We start from the raw sequence: 21,297 nt of genomic DNA on the forward strand, positions 1-21,297 counted from the left end.
ATCACTCCACATCGTCCTTGGTCATCAGCGTGTAGAACAGCCATGAAACAAGCAGCGTGATGACGAAATAGATCAGGCTCATCGCCGCCGCGCGGCCGAGGTCGAACTGCCCGAGCGCGATCTTCACCAGGTCGATGGACAGCAGCGTGGTGGAGTTGCCCGGCCCGCCCCCGGTCAGGACGAAAGGCTCGGTATAGATCATGAAGCTGTCCATGAAGCGCAGCAGGATCGCGATGGTCAACACCTGCTTCATCTTCGGCAACTGGATGTAGCGGAAGACCGACCACTTTGAAGCGCCGTCGATTTTCGCCGCCTGATAGAACGCGTTCGGGATCGAGATCAGCCCGGCATAGGCCAGGAGAACGACGAGCGAGGTCCAATGCCAGACATCCATGATGATCAGGGTGACCCAGGCCGCGACCGGGCTCTGCGTCATGTCGTAGTCGATCCCGAGCCAGTTCAGCCCGTAGCCCATCAACCCGATGCGGGGCAGCGTGAAGATGTTCCACATCGCGCCGACGACGTTCCACGGGATCAGCAGCGGCAGCGCCATCAGGACGAGGCAAACCGGCACCCACCTGCCCGAGCGCGGCATGGCGAGCGCGATGGCGACGCCGAGCGGAACCTCGATGATCAGGATGGTGAAGGTGAAGAAGAGCTGCCGCCCGAGCGCGGCGTGGAAGCGGTCGGAGGTCAGAAGCTCCTGAAACCAGCCGACGCCATGCCAGAAGAAGAGATTGTTGCCGAAGGTTTCCTGCACCGAATAGTTCACCACCGTCATCAGCGGAATGATGGCGTTGAAGGCGACGAGAAGGAGAACCGGCGTCACGAAAATCCATGCGCGCGGGTTGGCGGTCTTCATGTCCGCGCCTCCGATATGAGCCAGCCGTCGGCATAAACCCGCGTCTGGTCCGGGCGGAAGGCGAGGCCGATCTCCGCCCCCTCCTCGGCGCTTTCCTCCGGTCCGATGATGGCGCTGACGCGGGTCTCGCCGACCATCGCCTCCAGCACCTTGTGCCGGCCGATATCCGCAAGTCTGAGTACGCGGGCGGGAACGCCGTCGCTCGCGACGCTGACATATTCGGGCCTGACGCCGATCTCCGTCCGCCCGGAGGCAGGCTTGAGCGGCCCCTCGATGGCGATCGGGGCGCCGTCAAGGAACGCCGCGCCATCCCGCACCTCGCAAGGCAGCAGGTTCATGCCGGGCGAGCCGATGAAATGGCCAACGAACGTGTGGCCGGGCCGCTCGAAAAGATCGACCGGCGTACCGATCTGCACCACTTCGCCCTCCTGCATCACCACCACCTGGTCGGCGAAGGTCAGCGCCTCGGTCTGGTCATGGGTGACGTAGATCATCGTTGCGCGGACTTCGCTGTGAAGCTCCTTCAGTTTCGAGCGGAGCTTCCATTTCAGATGCGGGTCGATCACCGTCAGCGGCTCGTCGAACATCACCACCGCCACGTCGTCGCGCACCAGCCCGCGCCCCATGGAGATTTTCTGCTTCTCATCGGCGGAGAGTCCGGCGGCGCGCCGATCCAGCATCGTCTCCAGCTCCAGCATCTCGGCGATCTCGGCGACGCGGGCGGCGATCCGGCCCGGCTCGACCCCGCGATTGCGGAGCGGGAAGGCGAGGTTCTGGCGCACCGTCATCGTGTCGTAGATCACCGGGAACTGGAACACCTGCGCGATGTTGCGCCGATCCGGCGGCAGCGCGGTGACATCGACGCCGTCGAACAGAACCCTCCCCTCCGTCGGGCGAACGAGGCCCGAAACGATGTTGAGCAGCGTCGACTTTCCGCAACCGGACGGGCCGAGCAGCGCATAGGCGCCGCCATCCTCCCAGTCGATGTCGATCTGCTTGATCGCCCAGTCTTCCTCGGCGGCGGGCGCCTCCATGTAGCTGTGGCGAAGCCGATCGAGCGTGATTCTGGCCATTCCCCGCCTCCCTCAGACCGCGCGCCGGCCGTCGGCACCGAAATAGAAACACGCCGCCGGGTCGAAACGAAACTGATGCGTGGCGCCGACCTTGAACGGGTGGACCCCCGCGACCTGGCTGACCCAGACCGCGTCCCCGACACCGAAATGCGCCACGCTCTCGGAACCGGAAAGCTCCGTCACCCTGACCACGCCGTCGAGCGTCACGCCGCCGCCCCCGGCCGGCGTGACGAAATGCGGCCTGACGCCGAGCATGTAGCGGCCGTCTGCGAGCGCGGACGCGGCGCCGGCCGCCGGCCATGCGACCGGGCCGAGGCGGATTGCATCGCCGGCTTTCTCGACCGGCGCGAAATTCATCGGCGGGTCGGAAAAGACCTCCGCCGTCGCCATATCTCCCGGCGCCCGGTAAACCGAAGCGGTGTCGCCAAACTGCGTCACCCGCCCCTCGAACATCGTCGCGGTGCGCCCGCCGAGCATCAGCGCCTCCGCCGGCTCCGAGGTCGCGTAGACGACGACGGCGCCGCGCCCGGCGAAAAGGCCCGGCAACTGGTCGCGCAGTTCCTCGCGGAGCTTGTAATCCAGATTGGCCAGCGGCTCGTCGAGAAGGACGAGATCGCTCTCCTTCACGATCGCCCGCGCGAGCGCGCAGCGCTGCTGCTGGCCGCCGGAAAGCTCGTCCGGGCGGCGCTGCAGCATCGGGCGAAGCCGCAACACATCCGCCGCCGCCTCCACCCGCCCGGCGATCTCGGATTTCGGAACGCCGGCGACGCGCAGGGGCGAGGCGATGTTCTCGAAGACCGTCATGTGCGGATAGTTAACGAAGAACTGGTGGACGAGGCTGATATTGCGCTTTTGCGGCGACGCCCCGGTCACGTCGATCCCGTTCATCAGGATCGCGCCCGTGGTGGGCCGGTCGAGCCCGGCCATCAGCTTGATGAGAGAAGTCTTGCCGGCGCGCGTCGCGCCAAGAAGAACATTGAAGCCGCCCGGCTCCAGCGTCAGCGAAGTGGGGTGGATATGCGTCTCCGCGCCAAGCCTTTTCGTGATGTTCTTCAGCTCAAGCGTCAAGGCGTTCTCCCCGCGCCGCGCCTTCCGGGGCGCGGTCTCGTATCCGGAACGCCGGGGCCCGGAAGCCCCGGCGCATGGGTCGTCGTCAGTCAGCCTCCGCCCAGCGGGCGACCAGATCGTCGTAGTTGATGGTCTCACCCTGCGGCTTCTCGTTTTCGAGCTTGGCTTTCGCCCCGCCCTTGCCGAGCCATTCCGAAGGGTCCTTCGGCTCGTTCAGGCGCGGTCCGCAGCCGCCATAGACATTCGCCGCCTCATCGGCCTGCTGCATGCGGGCCATGGTGACATCCATCTCGTTGGCGAGACGATCCATCGCCTCCTGCGGGGTGAAGGCGCCGGAGTTCACGTCGCCGATCTGCTGCCACCAGATCTGCGCCAGCTTCGGATAGTCCGGCACGTTGATGCCGGTCGGCGACCAGCGCACCCGATCGGGCGAGCGGTAGAACTCGACAAGCCCGCCAAGCTTCGGCGCGCGTTCGGTAAAGCTTTCATGCCGGACCGAGCTGTCGCGGATGAAGGTGAGCCCGACATGGCTCTTCTTCACGTCGACGGTCTTGGACACGACGAACTGCGCGTAGAGCCAGGCCGCCTTGGCGCGATCGACCGGCGTGGACTTCAGGATCGTCCACGAACCCACGTCCTGATAGCCGACCTTCTGGCCTTCCTGCCAATAGGGGCCGTGCGGCGACGGCGCCATCCGCCAGAGCGGCAGGCCCTCGTCGTCGACGGTGTTGTTGCCTTCCGATTTCGGCTTCACCATGTCGGCGACAAAGGCGGTGTACCAGAAGATCTGCTGCGCGACGTCGCCCTGGCTGAGCGCCGGGAGCGACTGGTAGAAATCATAGGACGCGGCGCCCGGAGGGGCGTATTTCCGCAGCCATTCATCCCATTTCCGAATCGCGTAGACCGCCGCCGGCCCGTTCGCCGCGCCGCCGCGGGAAACCGAGGCGCCGGCCGGGTTGCAGGAGCCTTCCTCCATCCGGATGCCCCATTCGTCGATCGGCACGCCGTTCGGCTCGCCCGGCGAGCCGGTGCCGGCCATCGAAAGCCAGGCGTCGGTCATCCGCCAGCCGAGATCGGGGGCGCGCTTGCCGTAATCCATATGGCCGTAGATCCGGACGCCGTCGATCTCCTTCACATCCTCGGTGAAGAACTCGGCGATGTCCTCATAGGCCGACCAGTTGATCGGCACGCCCAGATCGTAGCCGTATTTCTCCTTGAACGCGGCCTTGTTCGCCTCGTCGTCGAACCAGTCCTTGCGGAACCAATAGAGATTGGCGAACTGCTGGTCCGGCAGCTGATAGAGCTTGCCGTCCGGGCCGGTGGTGAAGCTCGTCCCCATGAAGTCGTCGAGATCGAGCGTCGGCGAGGTCACGTCCGCCGCCTCGCCGGCCATCCAGTCGGTGAGGTTGACCGCGAGCTGCATGCGGCTGTGCGTGCCGATCAGGTCGCTGTCGTTGACATAAGCGTCATAGAGGTTGCGGTTGGTCTGCATCTGGGTCTGAACCGCCTGCACCACCTCGCCCTCGCCGAGGATCTGGTGATTGACCTTGATGCCGGTGATCTCCTCGAACGCCTTGGTCAGCACCTCCGACTCATAGCTGTGCGTCGGAATGCCCTCGGAAAGGACGTTGATCTCCATTCCACTGAACGGCTCGGCGGCCTGGATGAACCATTCCATCTCCGCCATCTGTTCGTCTTTGGAGAGGACCGATGGCTGAAATTCGGCATCGATCCATTTCTTCGCCGCCGCCGCGTCGGCGAATACGGCTGGCGCCGCCGCGACAACCGCAATCGCGGCCACGGCGGAGAGCAGACGTCGTTTCATGACAATCCTCCCATGATTATGAAACCGCCTTTTCAGCGGCTCGCAAAGATACTCATATGAACTTTGGCGAACGTCAAGTGAAACAAAATGACTTTCAAAACCGGCATTCCTACGTATATATGACGAGACGGCGGCCCGGCCCGCCCGCCCCGCGTGTTTATACGAAAGAGGCCCGTGTGCAGTTGACCGCCCGACAGAACGAGATTCTCGCGCGCATCCGTCGCGAAGGCAGGGTCGAGGTCGAAACGCTCGCCGCGGGGTTCAACGTCACCACGCAGACGATCAGGCGCGATCTGAACCTTCTGTCTGAACGCGGCCTCGCCGCGCGCGTTCATGGCGGCGCGCGCTTCACCAATTCGATCTCGAATGTCGGCTACGAGGAGCGCCGGAGCCAGGCCAGCGCCGCGAAGGAGGCGATCGGCGCGCGCACCGCCGCGCTGATCCCGGACAGCTGCTCGGTGATGCTGAATATCGGCACCACGACGGAGCAGGTCGCCCGCGCCCTCGCCGGCCATGACGATCTCGTGGTGATCTCCAACAACGTCAACGTCATCAACACGCTGATCGGCTCGTCCGCGAAGGAGCTGATCCTCGCCGGCGGCGTCGTGCGCCCGACCGACGGCGCGATCGTCGGTGAGGAGGCCGTCGATTTCATCTCGCGTTACAAGGTCGATTACGCGGTGATCGGCGCCTCGGCCATCGATATCGACGGCGCGGTGCTCGATTACGACTCGCGCGAGGTTTCCGTGGCGCGCGCGATCCTGCGGAACGCCAGAGCGCGCATTCTCGTCTCCGACGCGCTGAAATTCGACCGCTCCGCCCCGGTCAGGATCTGCGATATCGCGGAAATCGACATCTTCGTCACCGACCGGGGGCCACCCGACCCGTTCATGGAGGCGGCGGCGCGCGGCGAGACCGAGGTCCTCATCGCGGAGCCGGGGCTGGAGGCGCTCGATGACTGCGCCTGAAACCGGATCGGGGGAGAACCGCGCCTACGACCTTCTGATCATCGGCGGCGGCGTCAACGGCTGCGGGATCGCGCGCGACGCCGCGGGCCGCGGGCTTTCGGTGCTGCTGGTGGAGATGGGCGATCTCGGCGGCGCCACATCCTCCGCCTCCACCAAGCTCTTCCACGGCGGCCTGCGGTATCTGGAGTATTTCGAGTTCCGCCTGGTCCGCGAAGCGCTGATCGAACGCGAGACGCTGCTGCGCGCCATGCCGCATATTTCATGGCCGCTGCGCTTCGTGCTGCCGATCAATCCCGACCTTCGCTATACGGAGGACACCTCCTCGCTCGGCTGGATCCTGACCCGCTTCGCGCCGTTCCTGCGCGGTCGGCGGCCCGCCTGGCTGACGCGCATCGGGCTCTTCGTCTACGATCACCTCGGCGGGCGAAAGATCCTGCCGGCGACGAGCACGCTCGACCTCTCGAACCACGCGGCGGGAAAGCCGTTGAAGCCGAAATTCTCGAAGGCGTTCGAATACTCCGATTGCTGGGTGGAGGACTCCCGCCTCGTCGCGCTCAACGCCCGCGACGCGGCGGCGCGCGGCGCGAAGATCCTGCCCCGCACGCGCTGCGAGACGGCGGCGCGCGCCGGCGGTCTCTGGCAGGCAGAACTTGTCGATACGGAAACCGGCGAGTCGCGGCAGGTGCGCGCGCGCGCGCTCGTGAACGCCGGCGGCCCCTGGGTTGGCGACGTGTTGAACGGCCGGCTTCATCAGAACAGCCGCGAGGGCGTGCGGCTGGTCCGGGGCTCGCATATCGTCACCCGCAGACTTTTCGATCACGATCAACCCTATTTTCTGCAACAGCCGGACGGGCGAATCATCTTCGCCATTCCCTACGAGACCGATTTCACCCTGATCGGCACCACCGACAAGGATCACGAGGGCCCGCCCGGCGCGCCGATCTGCACCGACGAGGAGCGCGACTATCTTCTCGCCGCCGCCTCGCACTACTTCGCGAAAGAGGTGACGGCGGCGGATATCGTCTGGTCCTATTCCGGGGTTCGCCCACTCTATGACGACCACGCCTCCTCCGCCACCGCCGCCACGCGGGACTATGTGCTGAGCCTCGGCGACGAGGCCGGCGCCGCGCCCTTGCTGAACGTATTTGGCGGCAAGATCACCACTTACAGGAGGCTCTCCGAGGAGGCGGTCGACAAGCTCTCGGATTACTTCCCGGGAACGCCGAAGGGCTGGACCGGCGGCGTTCCCCTTCCCGGCGGCGACTTCCCGTATGACGGCGCGGCGGCGCTGACGGCGCGGCTCATGGGCGCCTTTCGGTTTCTGGACGAAACCTGGGCGCGCCGCCTCGTCAGGGCCTACGGGACCGACGCCGAGAAGATGCTGGACGGGGCCGCCTCTGCGGCCGAACTCGGCCGCGACTTCGGCGCCACGCTGACCGAGCGGGAGGTCCGCTGGCTGATCGCGCATGAATGGGCGAGATCCGCCGAGGACGTCATCTGGCGGCGCTCCAAGCTCGGGCTCCGGCTCGACGAAGCGCAGAAAGCCGCGTTCTCCGCGTGGATGACGGAGGAGGCCCGGAAGGCTGTCGACGCCTGAATCGACGACCGTTGCAAATGCCGGACGGTTGCGTTGAAGTCTGCGAATGTTTCGGTGTGCGAGGACAAACGTGAACGTCATCGCCCTCGGCTTCGCGCTGAGATCGCGCTATGTCCGCTGAATGATCCGTCCCGGCGCAACCCTACGCCTGATCCCCCTTATCGGCCTTGTGCTCGCGGCGTGTTCTGACGATCCCATCGTCGCCGAAGTCGAGTTCGAGCGCCCGGAAACGGCGGTCGAATACGACGTCGAACTGAACGGCGTGGAGAACGAAAACGCCGCCGAGCTGATCGGCAAGGCGCTGGAGCTCTATCGCCAGCAGGAAAAGGGCGCGCAAAGCGTCGCCTTCCTTCGCCGCCGGGCCGAAGGCGACATCCCGACGGTGCTGAAGATCATGCGCTCCTACGGGTATTTCGAGGCGCAGACCGAGGTGAAGGTTTTCGCGCCGGAGGATCGCCCGGCGCCGGAAGTCGAAGAGACGGCCGCCGCCGCGCCGGCGGCGGCGAGCCGACCGGACGCGGATGAAGACGAAGCCGCACCGCCCCGCGCGCTGGTGCGGCTCAATGTCGACGCCAACAGTCAATACCTGCTCGCGGCGCATCGTTTTCTGCTTGTCGAAACCGGCGCCGGCGCCGCGCCCGTCCATCCCGACGCGAGGACGCTCGGCTCTCCGGTCGGCGAGGCGGCGCGCGCGGCCGGGATTCTCGCGGCCGAGGACAAGGCGGTCGACCGGCTTCGCGCCGGCGGCCGGCCCTACGCCACGCTGATCGGACGCGACGCCGTCGCGGACCCGGAACGCGACGAGCTCGAGGTCGAGACCACCATCGCGACCGGCGGGCCCTACGGGTTCGGGCAGGTCAGTTATGAAGGGCTGGAGACCGTCAACGCCGCGTATCTCGACACCTACATTCCCTTCCAGGAAGGCGACCCGGCCGATCCCGCCAAACTCACTGAATTCCAGCGCGCGCTTCTCGACACCGGGCTATTCGACGCCGGCTCCGCCAGCCTGCCCGATGAGCCGCCGGCGGGCGAACTTGCGCCGGTTCTGGTGACGCTCGAAGAGGCGAAACCGCAGACCGTCTCCGCCGGCGCGCTCTATTCGACGGACGCCGGCCCGGCGGTGACCGGCGGCTACCAGCACCGCAATCTCTTCGGTTCGAACGAAACGCTGACGCTGGACGCGCTTCTCGGTCTCGAGGAACAGTCGCTGGAGGCCCGCCTCCGCGAGCCGCAATGGCGCCGGCCCGGTCAGGACCTCGTCTTCGGGCTGGAGCTTCGTCACATCGACGATGACGCGTATGAAGAATATGGCGGCACGTTCACCGGCGGCCTCGAACGCGAACTGAGCGAGCAGCTGACCGTCGGCGCGGGCGGCCTGGTCGAATTGAGCCAGATCACGGATGACGACGGGACGGAGGTCTCCAAGCTCGCCGGCGTGCCGATGTTCGCGGATTATGACGGCGCGAATGACAAGCTCGACCCCTCGAAGGGCGTGCGCGCCCGGCTCGCCGTCACGCCCTTCGCCGGTTATGTCGGCGACGATCCCGCGAGCTTCATGGTCGTGGACGGAACCGCCTCCACCTATTTCGACCTGACGGGCGAAAGGAAGTACATCCTCGCGGCGCGCGGGCGGCTCGGCTCCGTCATCGCGGGCGACCTCGACACCGTCGCCGCCAATCATCGGCTCTATTCGGGCGGCGGCGGCTCGGTCCGGGGCTACAAGGAGCGGTTCATCGGCCCGCTCGACTCGGACGGCGATCCGACCGGCGGGCTTTCCGTCGCCGAACTGGGCGTCGAATTGCGCGCCCGGGTCGCCGAGGCGATCGGCGTCGTCGGCTTCGTAGATTCGGGAACGGTCTCGACAGAGCTGTTCCCCGCATTCGACGAAGGCGTGCAGGTGGCGGTCGGGGGCGGCGTGCGCTACTTTTCACCGGTCGGGCCCTTGAGGCTTGATGTCGGCTTCCCGGTGAACCCGCGCAAGGAGGACGATTTCTTCCAGTTCTACATCTCCATCGGGCAGGCGTTCTGATGGCGCGGCTGCGCCCTCTCCTTCCGCTCGTCCTGGTTCTCGCGCTCGCGCTGCCGGCCGCGGCGCAATTCTCCTTTCTCGGGCTGAAGAATAGCCTCGTCGATTTCGTGCTCGACCAGATTTCCGTTCCGGGCGAGCTAGAGATCACCGCCGAGGGGGTCGAGGACGCCGATGACGGTTCGACTGAGATCGTCGGACTGAAGGTCGCCGACGCCGACAGCGTCTGGCTGACGGTCGAGCGGCTATCGCTGAACTGGAGCCCTTCGCGCATCCTTCTTGGCGATCTGGTGGTCAATCGACTGGCCGCGACCGGGGTCAGCGTCCTGCGGGCGCCGAATGCGTCCGCCGTGGCGGTCGAGGTGAAGGACGATTCCGAACTCGCGGAGACGGATGACGAGCCCTTCGACTGGCCGCGCTCGCCGATCACCACGCGGATCGAGAGCATGGAGCTGATCCGCGTCGTCGTCGCGCCCGACCTGGCGCCTGGCCTTCCCGGCATCGCCTTCGACGCCACCGGCGCGGCGCGCGACGAGGGCGATGAGCAATCGCTTCGCCTCAATATCACCCGCCGTGACAATGTTTTCGGGCGGATCGAGTTCGACTATCTGCGGGATTTCGCTGAGGAGCGGCTCGACCTCACGCTGGCCGCCGCCGAAGATCCTGGCGGACTCGTCGCCGCGCTCGCCGGGCTGCCGAACGACAGCGCCAGCCGGATCGAACTTTTCGCCACCGGCCCCCTGACCGACTGGGAGGTGACGCTGGACGGCGAAGTCGAACGGGTGATCACGGCCGAGGGATCGGGGCGCGTCAACGCCGTCGGCCGCCTTTCCGCCAAGGCCGATCTCGTGGTGACTCCGGGCGAAGAGCTGGCGGCGACCTACGGCCCCTCCACCGCCGCCGTGCTCGCGCCGGAGGCGCGGCTGCGCTTCGACATGGCGGAGGACGAGAACGGCCTCGTCAGCATCCGCGAAGGGCAGATCGAGGCGCATGATCTCGACCTCACCGCGTCGGGAACCTTCGACCGGCGCGAAGCCGTCGCCGATCTCGACGTCGTGCTGGAGGCGCGCGCGGGCCTGTCCGATCTCGTCGAAGGGGTCGAATTCACCCGGTTCGGCTTCGTCGGCGCGGTGAACGGCCCGCTCGACAATCTCGCCTCCGAAGGGCGCTTGTCGCTGGAGGGCCTGAAAACCGCCGCTGTCGATATCGCCAGCGCCGGACTGGACGCCGGGGTCCGGGTGCGGGGCGACGAGATCACCCTCGATGTCGGCGGCGGCGCGCGCGGGCTGCGGCTTGACCGGCTCGGCCCTGATCTTCTCGGCGAAGTCGAGATCGCGGCCGCTGGCGTTTACGACGGCGTCGCGGCGCGACTCTCCACCATCCAGGTCACGTCGACGCCCCTGACGCTGGAGGCGAGCGGCGGCGTCGATCTTGAAGGCGAGACGGTCGAGCTGACCTACAAGCTCGACGCGCCGCGGCTCGGCCCGCTCGCCGCCGCTTATGACGTTGACGCGACGGGCGCGCTGAACGCCTCGGGCGCGGTCACCGGCCCCTTCGCCCTGCCCCGTCTCGCCGGCGAAGCGGCGTTGGAGGGTCTGCGCTTCGAAGGCGAAGATTACGGCGCCGTCCGGCTGACCCATGACGCGACCTTCGGCGAAACCCCGGAGGGGATCGTCGCGCTCAAGGCCGATGGGTCGCGCTTTGGCGAAGTGGCGTTCGATGGCGGCTTCCGGCTGGATGACGACCGGCTCGCGCTCAGCGACATGACCGCCACCGGCCTTGGCGCGCTGATCGCGGGGGATGCCGAGATCGACCTCGCGACCACGCTGGTCGATGGCGACATCAGGATCGACGCGCCGGACCTCGCGCCCTTCGAGGCTGTCACCGGCGAGCCGTCCACCGGCGCGATCACCGGCCATGTGGTGCTGACGAGCGCCGACGAGAAACAGAACGCCGAACTCGCTCTCGATCTCTCCAGCATCGACGTCGCCGATATCCGCGTCGCCGCCGCAACTCTGGACGCGCGCGTCACCGATGCGCTTGGCGCGCCCGCCGCGAGCGGAACGCTGGAGGCGTCGGGCGTTTCCGCATTTGGCTATGGCGTCGACCGGCTCGCGCTTTCGGGCGACGGGACCGATCTGACCGGAGCGCCCGCCTTCGACGTCGATGGCTCCTTCGACGCCGCCGATCTCAACCAGGCGACGATCGCCTCCGGCGCGCTGAAGGCGAAGGGCGATGTCGGGGACATGACCGTCGATGTGACGCTGAGCGGCGTCGCCGGCGACGAGACGGTCGGCGAGGTCGCGGTCGCGGAGGCGAAGCTGAACGCGCGCATCCGCGACGCGCTCGGCGCCCTCGCGGCGGAGGGGACGCTCGATGCGAGCGGGATCGCGGGCTTCGGCCTTGCGCTCGACAGCCTCGCGGTCAAGGGCTCCGGCGAGGGGCTGACCACCGACAACCCCGCCTTCGACGTGGTCGCCGACCTCGCCGGCGCCGATCTCGGCGCGGCCGGGGTCCAGACCACGAAGATCACCGCAAAGGGCGATCTCGCGGACCTGACGGCGACGCTGCGCGCCGACCGGATCACCGCCGAAGGCGCAACGGTGACCAGCGCGACGCTGGACGCGCGGGTTCAGGATGCGACCGGCGGCGACCCTGCGATCAGCGCGAAGGCCCAGATCTCCTCCGCCGATCTCGGCGCTGCGCGGCTCGACCGGACGGTCCTGACGGCGGAAGGAAAACTCTCCGCGCTCGCCCTCGATCTCAAATCATCCGGCGCGCTCGACTCCGAAGAGCCGATCCGCGTCGCCGCCGCCGCCAGCGCGGACCTCGCCGGCGACGGGCCCCAGGCGACGATCTCCCGCTTCTCGGCGGAGGCCGGGGACGCCAGGGTCGCGCTCCGCGCGCCGCTCCGCGTCTCTTCGGCCGATGGGGTGACGAAATTCGACGGCGTCAATCTCGGCCTGCCGGGCGGCGCGCTGACCGGCGCCGCGGCGCTTCACGCCGATGGCCTCACCGGCGACCTGAAACTCGATGCGCCTGAACTCAAGCCGATCGCGGAGCTCGGCGGCCTGCCGCTGGAGCAGGGCGCGCTGTGGCTGACGGCGAAATTCGACACCCGCAAGGGCAGCCCCGGCGCCGATATCGCGCTTTCCGCGACCGAACTGCGCTTCGCCGAGGCGGTCGCGGATATCGGCGCGCTGAATCTGGAGGCGGATATCGACTGGAATGGACGCGAGGCCCGCGCGAACGCCTCGCTTGCCGGCCCCTACAGGAATCCTTTGCGCGTCTCCGCGGCGGCGCCCCTGCTCGCCACCGGCGGGCCGATCCCGACGGTGCCCCAGAATGGCGCGCTTTCCGGTTCAGTCGACTGGTCTGGCCGGATCGGCGACCTTTGGGCGCTGGTTCCCGCTCCCGGCCATGTGCTCGACGGCGCTGCGCGCGTCGCGCTCCGGCTTTCGGGGACGATGGCGAACCCCATCGTCGGCGGCGAAATCGCGCTGAGCGACGGAAGCTATCAGAATCTTGACGCCGGCACGATCCTGACCGATCTCGAAATCCATTCCAGCGTCTCCAGCACCGGCGCCTTCGTCGTCGATATCACCGCCGAGGACGGGTCCGGCGGCGCCGTCGCCGCGATCGCGACGATCGAGGAGGGCGAGGTTCAGGCGACCGTGACCGCGGCGGGCGCGACCCTGGTGCGCCGCGACGACGTCGCCGCCGTCCTCACCATCGATCTCGCGGTCGCCGGCCCGCTCTCCGGCCCGGACATCTCCGGCACGGTCAATATCGACAAGGCCGAGGTCCGGCTGGTCGCCGCCACGCCGCCCGGCGTCGCCGATATCGGCGAGGTCCGCTTCAAGGGCGAGAAGATCGAACCGGAGCCCGAGCCCGCCGGCGACGACATCGCGCTCAATATCGACATCACCGGCCCGGCGAACATCTTCGTGCGCGGCCGGGGTCTCGACAGCGAATGGAAGGTCGATCTGGAGGTGCGCGGCACTGCCGCGGACCCGCGGATCACCGGGCTTGTCGAGAAACGACGCGGCGTCCTGAATTTCCTCGGCCGGGTGTTCGAGCTGGACCCGGGCGAGGTGCGATTCACCGGAGGGCCGGGAATCGACCCGCTTCTCGACATCAAGCTTCTGCGTGAGAATGACGGCGTGACCGGCGGCATCGCGATTTCCGGCACCGCGCAGGCGCCCGAGATCAATTTCACCTCGACCCCGCCCCTGCCGGAGGAAGAGGTGCTGCCGCGCGTTCTTTTCGGCCGCTCCAAGCAGTCGCTTTCCGCGAGCGAGGCGCTGACGCTCGCGGTTGGCGTCGCCACGCTGCTCGACGGCGGCGGCGGCGCGATCGGCGGCGTGCGCGGCGCCGTGGGCCTCGACGTGTTGCGTTTCGATCAGGATGACGAGGGCCAGTCCAGCCTCACCCTCGGCTCCAACGTCACCGATGATCTTTTCGTCGGCGCCAAGCAGCCGATCGGCGGCGGGTCAGGCAGCGTGGTCGTCGAAGTTGAGGTCTACGAGGACGTTCATATCAATAGCGAGGTCGGCCCGGATGTCGGCACCTCGCTCGGCCTGAAATGGAAGAAGGACTTCTGAGCCGCCCTGCCCCGTCTCAGGCGTCGTTCGCCGCGCCGGGTTTGTCCGCGGCGGCGCGCGCCGCATCTTCGCGCGGTCCCCGCCGCGCCGCGACATCGGAGCGGATATGCAGGTCGCGCTGCGGAAAGGGAATCTCGACCCCCGCGTCCCTCAGCGCCCGCCAGACGGCGAGATAGCAATCGGAAGTGACATTCGCGACGCCGTTCTGCGGATCGGCGATCCAGAACCGCGCCTCGAGGTCGATGGCGCTGTCGCCGAACCCCCGCACCAGCACGTTGACGCGATGGTCCGTCAGCACCCGCGGCACCCCCTCGACCGCCTCGCGGATGATCGGGATCACCGCGTCGAGATCGGTATCGTAGGAAACCCCGACCGGCAGTTTCCGACGCACCGCGCTATCAGAGTGGGTCCAGTTGATGACCCGGTTGATGATGAACTCCTCGTTCGGAATCAGGTGTTCGGTGCCGTCGCGCGTCTTGACCGCGGCGAAACGCGCGCCAAGGCTGGTGACCCAGCCGTAGGTGTCCGCCACCTCCACCACGTCGCCCGGCTTGATCGACCGGTCCATCAGGATGATGACGCCCGAGACGAAATTCGAGACGATCTTCTGCAGGCCGAACCCGAGCCCGACGCCGATGGCGCCCGAGAGGACCGCGAAGGCGGTCAGGTCGATCCCGACCGCGTTGAGCGCGATCAGGATCGCGATCAGCGTGAGGCCCAGCTTGACGCCATGCACGATCAGGGTCTGCACCGATGGGGTCAGCGATTTCGCCTTCGTCACCCGCCGGTTCACGATTCGCGCCAGCGTTGTCGCCAGCCAGAGGAGAACGATGGCGAACGCCGCCGCCTTGATGACGAGATAGAGCGAAACGCGGAGATCCCCGACCGTCACCGCCGCGCCGTCGAGAAGCGCGATGGTCGGCCCGAGCAGACGGAGCGCATTCAACGCGGCGACGGCCCAGGCCGCGACGGCGAAAAGCCGGGACCAGAACGGGTCCGCCACCACCGAGGAGACGAGCCGGATCAGGATCCAGGCGGTCAGGAGGCTCGTCGTCAGCCGCGCCAGGTCATCGGGATGACCGAACCCGAACAGCGCCGCCGATCCGACCCAGAGCGCGCAGAGCCAGAGAAACGGCGGCGCCAGCGAGAGCAGCACACGCCGGACGCGCGAGACCTGGTGATCTTCCGAATGCGGAAATATCCGTTCCACAATCCGCCGCATCAGCCCTGCGAGCAGGAAGGCGAGAGCGCCGGTCGCGACGATCATCGCCATTTCGATCAGGCCCGAGATCGAGAAAACCTGCGGCGCTATCGTGCGCCAGATCGTCTCCAGATAGGCGGTGAGCGGCGCGACGCCCTCACCGATATCGCGCACGACGTCTTCGAGCCCTTCAGATGAGCCTTCGACGACTGCCCCGGCGTCAGCTGCGGCCACTGGGTCCTCCCGAATGGCAATCTAGGGTGTTTTCGCCTTATGGGTAACCGCAAATGGGTAACCGCAAAGGTCAGCCGCCCATCCGGGGGCGTCTCCGGCCGCGACCGGACGGCGTTTCGCCGTCCCGCCCGCGCAGGCGAGCGATCAGAGGATGGAGGTTATCCTCTCGACAGCGCGCTCTATCTCGGCTTCCGTATTGTAATAATGGGGCGCCATTCGCAGCATGTCGGGCAGCTTGCGGCGCTCGGAGTCGATGCGGGTGCTGGAAGGGTCGGAGGCCCCGATGACGACGCCCGCCTCGGCCAATCTACGTCGGATCTCCTCCGCCGCGACGCCCTCCGCCGTGAAGCTGACGATGGCGCATTGCTTGTCGCCAATGTCACGCAACCGAATAGCGTCGTGGGCGCGGAGCGCCGAGCGGCAGTGTTCGGCCAAATATTTCACCCGCGCCTCGATCACGTCGATACCGATCGCGTCAGCATAGTCGATGGCCGCGCCAAGACCGGCGCGCAACGCGTAGGAGTTTTCCCAGGTTTCGAAGCGGCGCGCATCGTCACGCAGCTCATATCGATCGCGCGCGACCCAGGGCGCGCCGAAATGGTCGATCATCGCCGGCTCCAGCGTCTCCAGCCAGCGCTCCCGCACGTAAAGAAACCCGGTTCCGCGCGGCCCCCGAAGGAATTTCCGGCCCGTCGCCGACAGGAAATCGCAGCCGATTTCTTCGACATCGACGCGCATCTGCCCCACAGCCTGACAGGCGTCGAGCAGATAAGGAACGCCGTGTTCGCGGGCGATCTCGCCGATTCTCGCCGCGGGATTGACCAGGCCGCCGTTGGTCGGAACCCATGTGATCGAGATCAGGCCGACATCATCGCCCATCGCCGCTTCGAGCGCGTCGATATCGAGCGCGCCAGCCTCGTCCGACGGCACGACTTCGATGGTCAGATCGTCCTTTCGCGCCCGTTGAAGAAAGGCGACATAGTTGGCCGCATACTCCGCTTCGCAAGTCAGGATACGCGATTTTGACCGGAGCGGCAGCGCATAGAAAGCGTGACACCAGGCGACCGTCGCATTCTCCATGAGCGCGATTTCGCGGCGCCCGGCGTTGATGTGCCGCGCGACGGAGTCGTAGACGCCGTCGAGCGCCGCGCTCATCTTCGCGTGCGCCTCATAGCCGCCAATCCGCGCTTCGAGAAGCGTGTGGTTCACCACGGCGTCGACCACGGCGGCGGGCATCAGCGCCGAACCCGCGGCGAGCAGATGAATACTCTCCCCGATCCCGGGCGTTTCTCGGCGGATTCTTTCGATATCGATGGCGGCGGCCATATCACGCGTTCTCCTGGATGCCCGCCACGCTTGCTGGCGCGCGCGATGCTCTAGAGTCTCTCCAACCGCGCCATCACCCTATAATATCCCCGGCAGGTTCAACCCCTGCTCCTTCGCGCATGCGATGGCGTCCTCGTAGCCGGCGTCGGCGTGACGCATCACGCCGGTGGCCGGGTCGTTCCAGAGAACGCGGCCGATGCGCCGCGCGGCGTCCTCGGTGCCGTCGCAGCAGATCACCATGCCGGAATGCTGCGAGAACCCCATGCCGACGCCGCCGCCGTGATGAAGCGAGACCCACGTCGCGCCCGAGGCGCAGTTGAGGAGCGCGTTGAGCAGCGGCCAGTCGGAAACCGCGTCGGAGCCGTCCTTCATCGCCTCCGTCTCCCGGTTCGGCGAGGCGACGGAGCCGCTGTCGAGATGGTCGCGGCCGATCACCACCGGGGCTTTCAGTTCCCCCGACGCCACCATCTCGTTGAAGGCGAGACCAAGCCGGTGGCGCTGGCCCAGGCCGACCCAGCAGATGCGGGCCGGAAGCCCCTGGAAGGAAATCCGCTCGCGCGCCATGTCGAGCCATTTGTGAAGATGCGCGTCGTCGGGGATCAACTCCTTCACCTTGGCGTCGGTCTTGTAGATATCCTCCGGGTCGCCGGAGAGCGCGCACCACCGGAACGGGCCGACCCCACGGCAAAAGAGCGGGCGGATATAGGCCGGCACGAAGCCCGGAAAGGCGAAGGCGTTCTCCAGCCCCTCCTCCTTCGCCACCTGGCGGATATTGTTGCCGTAGTCCAGCGTCGGAACGCCGGCGTTCCAGAAATCCACCATCGCCGCGACATGAGCCTTCATCGAGGCGCGGGCGGCCTTCTCCACCGCTTTCGGGTCGCTTTCACGCTTTTCGCGCCATTCGCCCATCGTCCAGCCCTGCGGCAGATAGCCGTTCACGGGGTCATGCGCGGAGGTCTGGTCCGTCACGATGTCGGGGCGCACGCCCCGCTTCACCAGTTCGGGGAAAATATCGGCGGCGTTGCCGAGAAGGCCGACCGACCTCGCCTCGCCCGCCTTCGTCCAGCGCTCGATCATCGCAAGCGCCTCATCCAGCGTCTCCGCCTTTTCATCCAGATACCTGGTTCGAAGGCGAAATTCGATGCTGTCCGGATTGCACTCAACCGCAAGACAACAGGCCCCGGCCATCACCGCCGCCAGCGGTTGCGCACCGCCCATGCCGCCGAGGCCGCCGGTGAGAATCCATTTGCCCTTCAGGTCGCCGTCGTAATGCTGGCGCCCGGCCTCCACGAAGGTCTCGTAAGTGCCTTGCACAATGCCTTGGGTTCCGATGTAGATCCACGACCCGGCGGTCATCTGACCGTACATCGCCAGACCCTTCTTGTCGAGTTCGCTGAAATGGTCCCAGGTCGCCCAGTGCGGCACGAGGTTGGAATTGGCGATCAGGACGCGCGGAGCGTCCCGATGGGTGCGAAAGACGCCCACGGGCTTGCCGGACTGGACGAGCAGCGTCTCGTCTTCCTCCAACCCCCTGAGGGAGGCGACGATGGTGTCGAAATCGTTCCAGGTTCGCGCCGCCCGGCCGATACCGCCATAGACCACCAGTTCATGCGGGTTCTCCGCCACATCCGGATGCAGATTGTTCATCAGCATCCGCATCGGCGCTTCGGTCAGCCAGCTTTTCGCGGAAATTTCGGTCCCAGTCGGCGGATAGACGTCGCGCATGTTGTGGCGGGGATTGGTCATCGCGTCATCTCCTCAAGGGTGAAATCAAGCGCGGCGGCGTCTGCGAAAGCGCCGGAGCCGACGAGCGCCGCCGCCGCCTCCATCTCCGGCGCCATGTAACGGTCTGTCCCCAGCGACGGCGCCTCCGCGCGCAGCCGCGCCAGCGCGGCCTTCAGCCGGGGTGAGGTCTCCAGCGGCGCGCGGCATTCCACCCCCTGCCCCGCGCAGAGCGCCTCGACGCCGATGATCACCGCCAGGTTGTCGTTCATCCGCCGGAGCCTGAGCGCCGCATGCGCGGCCATCGAGACGTGATCCTCCTGATTGGCGGAGGTCGGGGTGGAATCGGTGGTGCAGGGATTGGCGAGATGCTTGTTTTCGCTCATCAGCGCCGCCGTCGTCACCTCGGCGATCATGTAGCCGGAATTCAGCCCCGGATCGGGGGTCAGGAACGGCGGCAGATCGAAGGAGAGCGTCGGGTCGACCATCAGCGCGACGCGGCGCTGCGCGATGGCGCCGATCTCGGCGATGGCGACGGCGATCTGGTCCGCGGCGAAACCGACCGGCTCGGCGTGGAAATTGCCGCCGGAGACGATGCGCCCCTCATCGACCAGCACCAGCGGATTGTCGGTGACGGCGTTCGCCTCCACCTCCAGCGCCCGCGCGGCCTGCGCGAGAAGATCGACGCAGGCGCCGAGAACCTGCGGCTGGCAACGGATGCAATACGGGTCCTGAACCCGGCTGTCGCCCTCTCGATGACTTTCGCGGATCGCGGAACCCGCCATCAGCGCGCGCATCGCGGCGGCGACCGCGATCTGCCCCTTGTGGCCGCGCAGCGCGTGAATTCCCGCCAGCAACGGCGCGTCGGAGCCCATGATCGCATCGGTCGAAAGGCAGGAGATGACGACCGAGGCCCGCGCCGCCGCCCAGGCCCGCCAGAGCCCGGCGAGAGCGTTGGCGGTGGAGAACTGCGTGCCGTTTATCAGCGCCAGCCCCTCCTTCGCCCCGAGGACGATCGGAGACAATCCAGCCGCCGCAAGGGCTTCATCGCTTTTCATACGACGCCCATCGAATACCGCCTCGCCGGCGCCGATCATCGCCGCCGCCATATGGGCGAGCGGCGCGAGGTCTCCCGAAGCGCCGACCGAGCCCTGTTCCGGCAGGACAGGGATTACGCCCTTCGCCAGCATCGCCTCGATCTGCGCGATCACCTCCCATCTGACGCCGGAAGCGCCACGCCCGAGCGAAAGCAGCTTCAGCGCCATCGTCAGCCGGGTCTCGGCCTGCGGCAGCGGCGCGCCGACGCCGGCGGAATGGCTGAGGATCAGGTTTCGTTGCAGTGTCGCCGTGTCCGCGGGGGCGATCTTCCGGCTGGCGAGCTTTCCGAAGCCGGTGTTGACGCCGTAGACGGGCGCCTCCTCCGCCGCCGCGCGCGCGACCAGCGCCGCCGCCGCCTCGACCGGCCCGCGCGCGTCCGGGTCGAGCGCCGCGCCCGCTCCGCGCCAGATCGCCTCAAGTTCCGCCAGCGTCGCGGCGCCCGGCCGCAGCGCGATCATGTCTCCGCTCCCGCGAAAATCCGTTCATGGAGCGCGTTGAAGCCGATCCGGTAGGCGAGTTCGGCCGGATGCTCGACATCCCAGAGCGCCAGGTCGGCGCGCATCCCGGGCGCGACGACGCCGGCGTCCGTCAGCCCGAGCGCCCGCGCGGCGTTGCGCGTCGCGCCGGCCAGCGCCTCCTCCGGCGTCATGTGAAAGAGCGTGCACCCCATGTTCATCGCCAGCAGGATCGAGGCGAGCGGCGAGGAGCCGGGATTGCAGTCCGTCGCCAACGCCATCGCCACCCCGGCCTCGCGAAAGGCGTCGATCGGCGGGCGGCGCGTTTCGTGGATGGTGTAGAATGCGCCGGGCAGCAGCACCGCCACCGTTCCCGCGGCGGCGAGCGCTGCCGCGTCGCCCGCATCGGCGTATTCGAGATGATCGGCCGAGAGCGCGCCATGCCGCGCCGCCAGCCGTGCGCCGCCGATATTCGACAGTTGCTCGGCATGGAGCTTCACCGGCAGATGATGCAGCGCCGCGCGCGCGAAAACCATGGCGATCTGATCGGGGGTGAAGGCGATCCCCTCGCAGAACCCATCGACGGCGTCCACCAACCGCTCCTCCGCGGCGGCGTCGAGCGCGGGAAGGCAGACTTCTTTCAGATAGGCCTCCGGGCTTCCCTTGTATTCAGCCGGAGTCGCATGCGCGCCGAGGAAGGTGGTCTTGACGCGCACCGGCCGCAGCTCCGCCAGCCGCCGCGCGGCGCGGAGCATCGTCAGCTCGGTCTCGATATCCAGCCCATAGCCGGACTTGATCTCCACCGTCGCCACGCCCTCGCCGATCATCGCGTCGAGGCGCGGCAGCGCCGCGTCGATCAGCGTCTGTTCGGAGGCGCCGCGCGTCGATTGCACGGTCGAGACGATGCCGCCGCCGGCGCGCGCGACCTCCTCGTAGGTGGCGCCCTTCAGCCGCATCTCGAACTCCCAGGCGCGATGCCCGCCATAAACCAGATGCGTGTGGCAATCGATCAGCGCCGGAGTGACGAGCCGGCCGTCCAGGTCGCGGCGTTCGAAATCCGGAAAGGCGTCGGCCTCCTCGGTGAGCCCGACCCATTTGATCCGTCCGCCCTCGATCGCCAGCGCGCCGCGATTGACGAGGCCATAAGGCGCGCCGCCGGTCGAGAGTCCATTGCCCATCGTGGCGATGGCGGCGTTGGTCAGTAGCAGTCCTGTCATGGGTGATTCACATCCGCATCG

The 21,297-nt window shown here is 67.3% G+C and carries 13 protein-coding genes; 4 read left to right on the top strand and 9 right to left on the bottom strand.

Going from position 1 to position 21,297, the window contains the following annotated elements; all coding sequences use genetic code 11:
- Position 1 precedes the first annotated feature (1 nt).
- From G5B40_RS04075 to G5B40_RS04090, 4 genes are all read right to left on the bottom strand, one after another.
- Complete coding sequence (locus G5B40_RS04075; protein WP_165095344.1) at positions 2-862, bottom strand: carbohydrate ABC transporter permease; 861 nt, start codon at positions 860-862, stop codon at positions 2-4.
- Positions 859-1,935 carry an ABC transporter ATP-binding protein gene (locus G5B40_RS04080; RefSeq protein WP_165095347.1) on the bottom strand — a complete coding sequence of 359 codons (1,077 nt, stop codon included), beginning with the start codon at positions 1,933-1,935 and terminating at the stop codon, positions 859-861. Before G5B40_RS04080 ends, G5B40_RS04075 begins: the two co-directional genes overlap by 4 nt.
- A gap of 12 nt (positions 1,936-1,947) precedes the next feature.
- Positions 1,948-3,003 (bottom strand): ABC transporter ATP-binding protein, encoded by a 1,056-nt coding sequence (locus G5B40_RS04085; RefSeq protein WP_165095350.1) that lies wholly within the window; start codon positions 3,001-3,003, stop codon positions 1,948-1,950.
- An 85-nt stretch (positions 3,004-3,088) separates the two neighbouring features.
- The gene (locus G5B40_RS04090) at positions 3,089-4,828 is read right to left on the bottom strand and encodes an ABC transporter substrate-binding protein (RefSeq protein WP_165095352.1); all 1,740 of its coding nucleotides are present in this window, start codon (positions 4,826-4,828) and stop codon (positions 3,089-3,091) included.
- A gap of 176 nt (positions 4,829-5,004) precedes the next feature.
- Between G5B40_RS04090 and G5B40_RS04095 the strand changes: the two genes are divergently transcribed.
- From G5B40_RS04095 to G5B40_RS04110, 4 genes are all read left to right on the top strand, one after another.
- Positions 5,005-5,796, top strand: coding sequence for a DeoR/GlpR family DNA-binding transcription regulator (locus G5B40_RS04095; protein WP_165095355.1), 792 nt, complete (start codon positions 5,005-5,007; stop codon positions 5,794-5,796).
- On the top strand, positions 5,783-7,393 hold the full coding sequence (glpD, locus tag G5B40_RS04100) for a glycerol-3-phosphate dehydrogenase (protein ID WP_165095358.1): 1,611 nt from the start codon (positions 5,783-5,785) through the stop codon (positions 7,391-7,393). The genes G5B40_RS04095 and glpD overlap by 14 nt, the downstream gene beginning before the upstream one ends.
- Positions 7,394-7,514: 121 nt before the next feature.
- The gene (locus tag G5B40_RS04105) at positions 7,515-9,422 is read left to right on the top strand and encodes an autotransporter assembly complex protein TamA (RefSeq protein ID WP_165095362.1); all 1,908 of its coding nucleotides are present in this window, start codon (positions 7,515-7,517) and stop codon (positions 9,420-9,422) included.
- The gene (locus tag G5B40_RS04110; RefSeq protein ID WP_165095365.1) at positions 9,422-14,023 is read left to right on the top strand and encodes a translocation/assembly module TamB domain-containing protein; all 4,602 of its coding nucleotides are present in this window, start codon (positions 9,422-9,424) and stop codon (positions 14,021-14,023) included. Before G5B40_RS04105 ends, G5B40_RS04110 begins: the two co-directional genes overlap by 1 nt.
- A gap of 16 nt (positions 14,024-14,039) precedes the next feature.
- Here the strand turns inward: G5B40_RS04110 and G5B40_RS04115 are convergent, their stop codons facing one another.
- The 5 genes from G5B40_RS04115 to hutI all read right to left on the bottom strand — a co-directional run bounded on the left by G5B40_RS04115 (position 14,040) and on the right by hutI (position 21,276).
- A complete protein-coding gene (locus G5B40_RS04115; protein ID WP_165095368.1) occupies positions 14,040-15,458 on the bottom strand; it encodes a mechanosensitive ion channel family protein in 1,419 nt (472 codons plus the stop codon).
- Between the two features lie 144 nt (positions 15,459-15,602).
- On the bottom strand, positions 15,603-16,784 hold the full coding sequence (locus tag G5B40_RS04120; RefSeq protein ID WP_165095371.1) for an aminotransferase class V-fold PLP-dependent enzyme: 1,182 nt from the start codon (positions 16,782-16,784) through the stop codon (positions 15,603-15,605).
- Positions 16,785-16,862: 78 nt separating this feature from the next.
- A complete protein-coding gene (hutU, locus tag G5B40_RS04125; RefSeq protein ID WP_165095374.1) occupies positions 16,863-18,530 on the bottom strand; it encodes a urocanate hydratase in 1,668 nt (555 codons plus the stop codon).
- On the bottom strand, positions 18,527-20,062 hold the full coding sequence (gene hutH / locus G5B40_RS04130) for a histidine ammonia-lyase (protein WP_165095376.1): 1,536 nt from the start codon (positions 20,060-20,062) through the stop codon (positions 18,527-18,529). The genes hutU and hutH overlap by 4 nt, the downstream gene beginning before the upstream one ends.
- Entirely contained in the window at positions 20,059-21,276 is a 1,218-nt protein-coding gene (gene hutI / locus G5B40_RS04135; protein WP_165095379.1) for an imidazolonepropionase, read from the bottom strand. Before hutI ends, hutH begins: the two co-directional genes overlap by 4 nt.
- Between the last annotated feature and the right edge of the window lie 21 nt (positions 21,277-21,297).

It is taken from the genome of Pikeienuella piscinae (assembly GCF_011044155.1).
In the GTDB taxonomy this organism is placed as follows: domain Bacteria; phylum Pseudomonadota; class Alphaproteobacteria; order Rhodobacterales; family Rhodobacteraceae; genus Pikeienuella; species Pikeienuella piscinae.

Excerpts from the sequence above, each read along its gene's own strand:
- G5B40_RS04080 (WP_165095347.1), bottom strand. The coding sequence starts at position 1,935 with ATGGCCAGAATCACGCTCGATCGGCTTCGCCACAGCTACATGGAGGCG.
- G5B40_RS04120 (WP_165095371.1), bottom strand. The coding sequence starts at position 16,784 with ATGGCCGCCGCCATCGATATCGAAAGAATCCGCCGAGAAACGCCCGGG.
- G5B40_RS04075 (WP_165095344.1), bottom strand. The coding sequence starts at position 862 with ATGAAGACCGCCAACCCGCGCGCATGGATTTTCGTGACGCCGGTTCTC.
- glpD (WP_165095358.1), top strand. The coding sequence starts at position 5,783 with ATGACTGCGCCTGAAACCGGATCGGGGGAGAACCGCGCCTACGACCTT.
- G5B40_RS04105 (WP_165095362.1), top strand. The coding sequence starts at position 7,515 with ATGATCCGTCCCGGCGCAACCCTACGCCTGATCCCCCTTATCGGCCTT.
- G5B40_RS04090 (WP_165095352.1), bottom strand. The coding sequence starts at position 4,828 with ATGAAACGACGTCTGCTCTCCGCCGTGGCCGCGATTGCGGTTGTCGCG.
- hutI (WP_165095379.1), bottom strand. The coding sequence starts at position 21,276 with ATGACAGGACTGCTACTGACCAACGCCGCCATCGCCACGATGGGCAAT.
- hutH (WP_165095376.1), bottom strand. The coding sequence starts at position 20,062 with ATGATCGCGCTGCGGCCGGGCGCCGCGACGCTGGCGGAACTTGAGGCG.
- G5B40_RS04110 (WP_165095365.1), top strand. The coding sequence starts at position 9,422 with ATGGCGCGGCTGCGCCCTCTCCTTCCGCTCGTCCTGGTTCTCGCGCTC.
- hutU (WP_165095374.1), bottom strand. The coding sequence starts at position 18,530 with ATGACCAATCCCCGCCACAACATGCGCGACGTCTATCCGCCGACTGGG.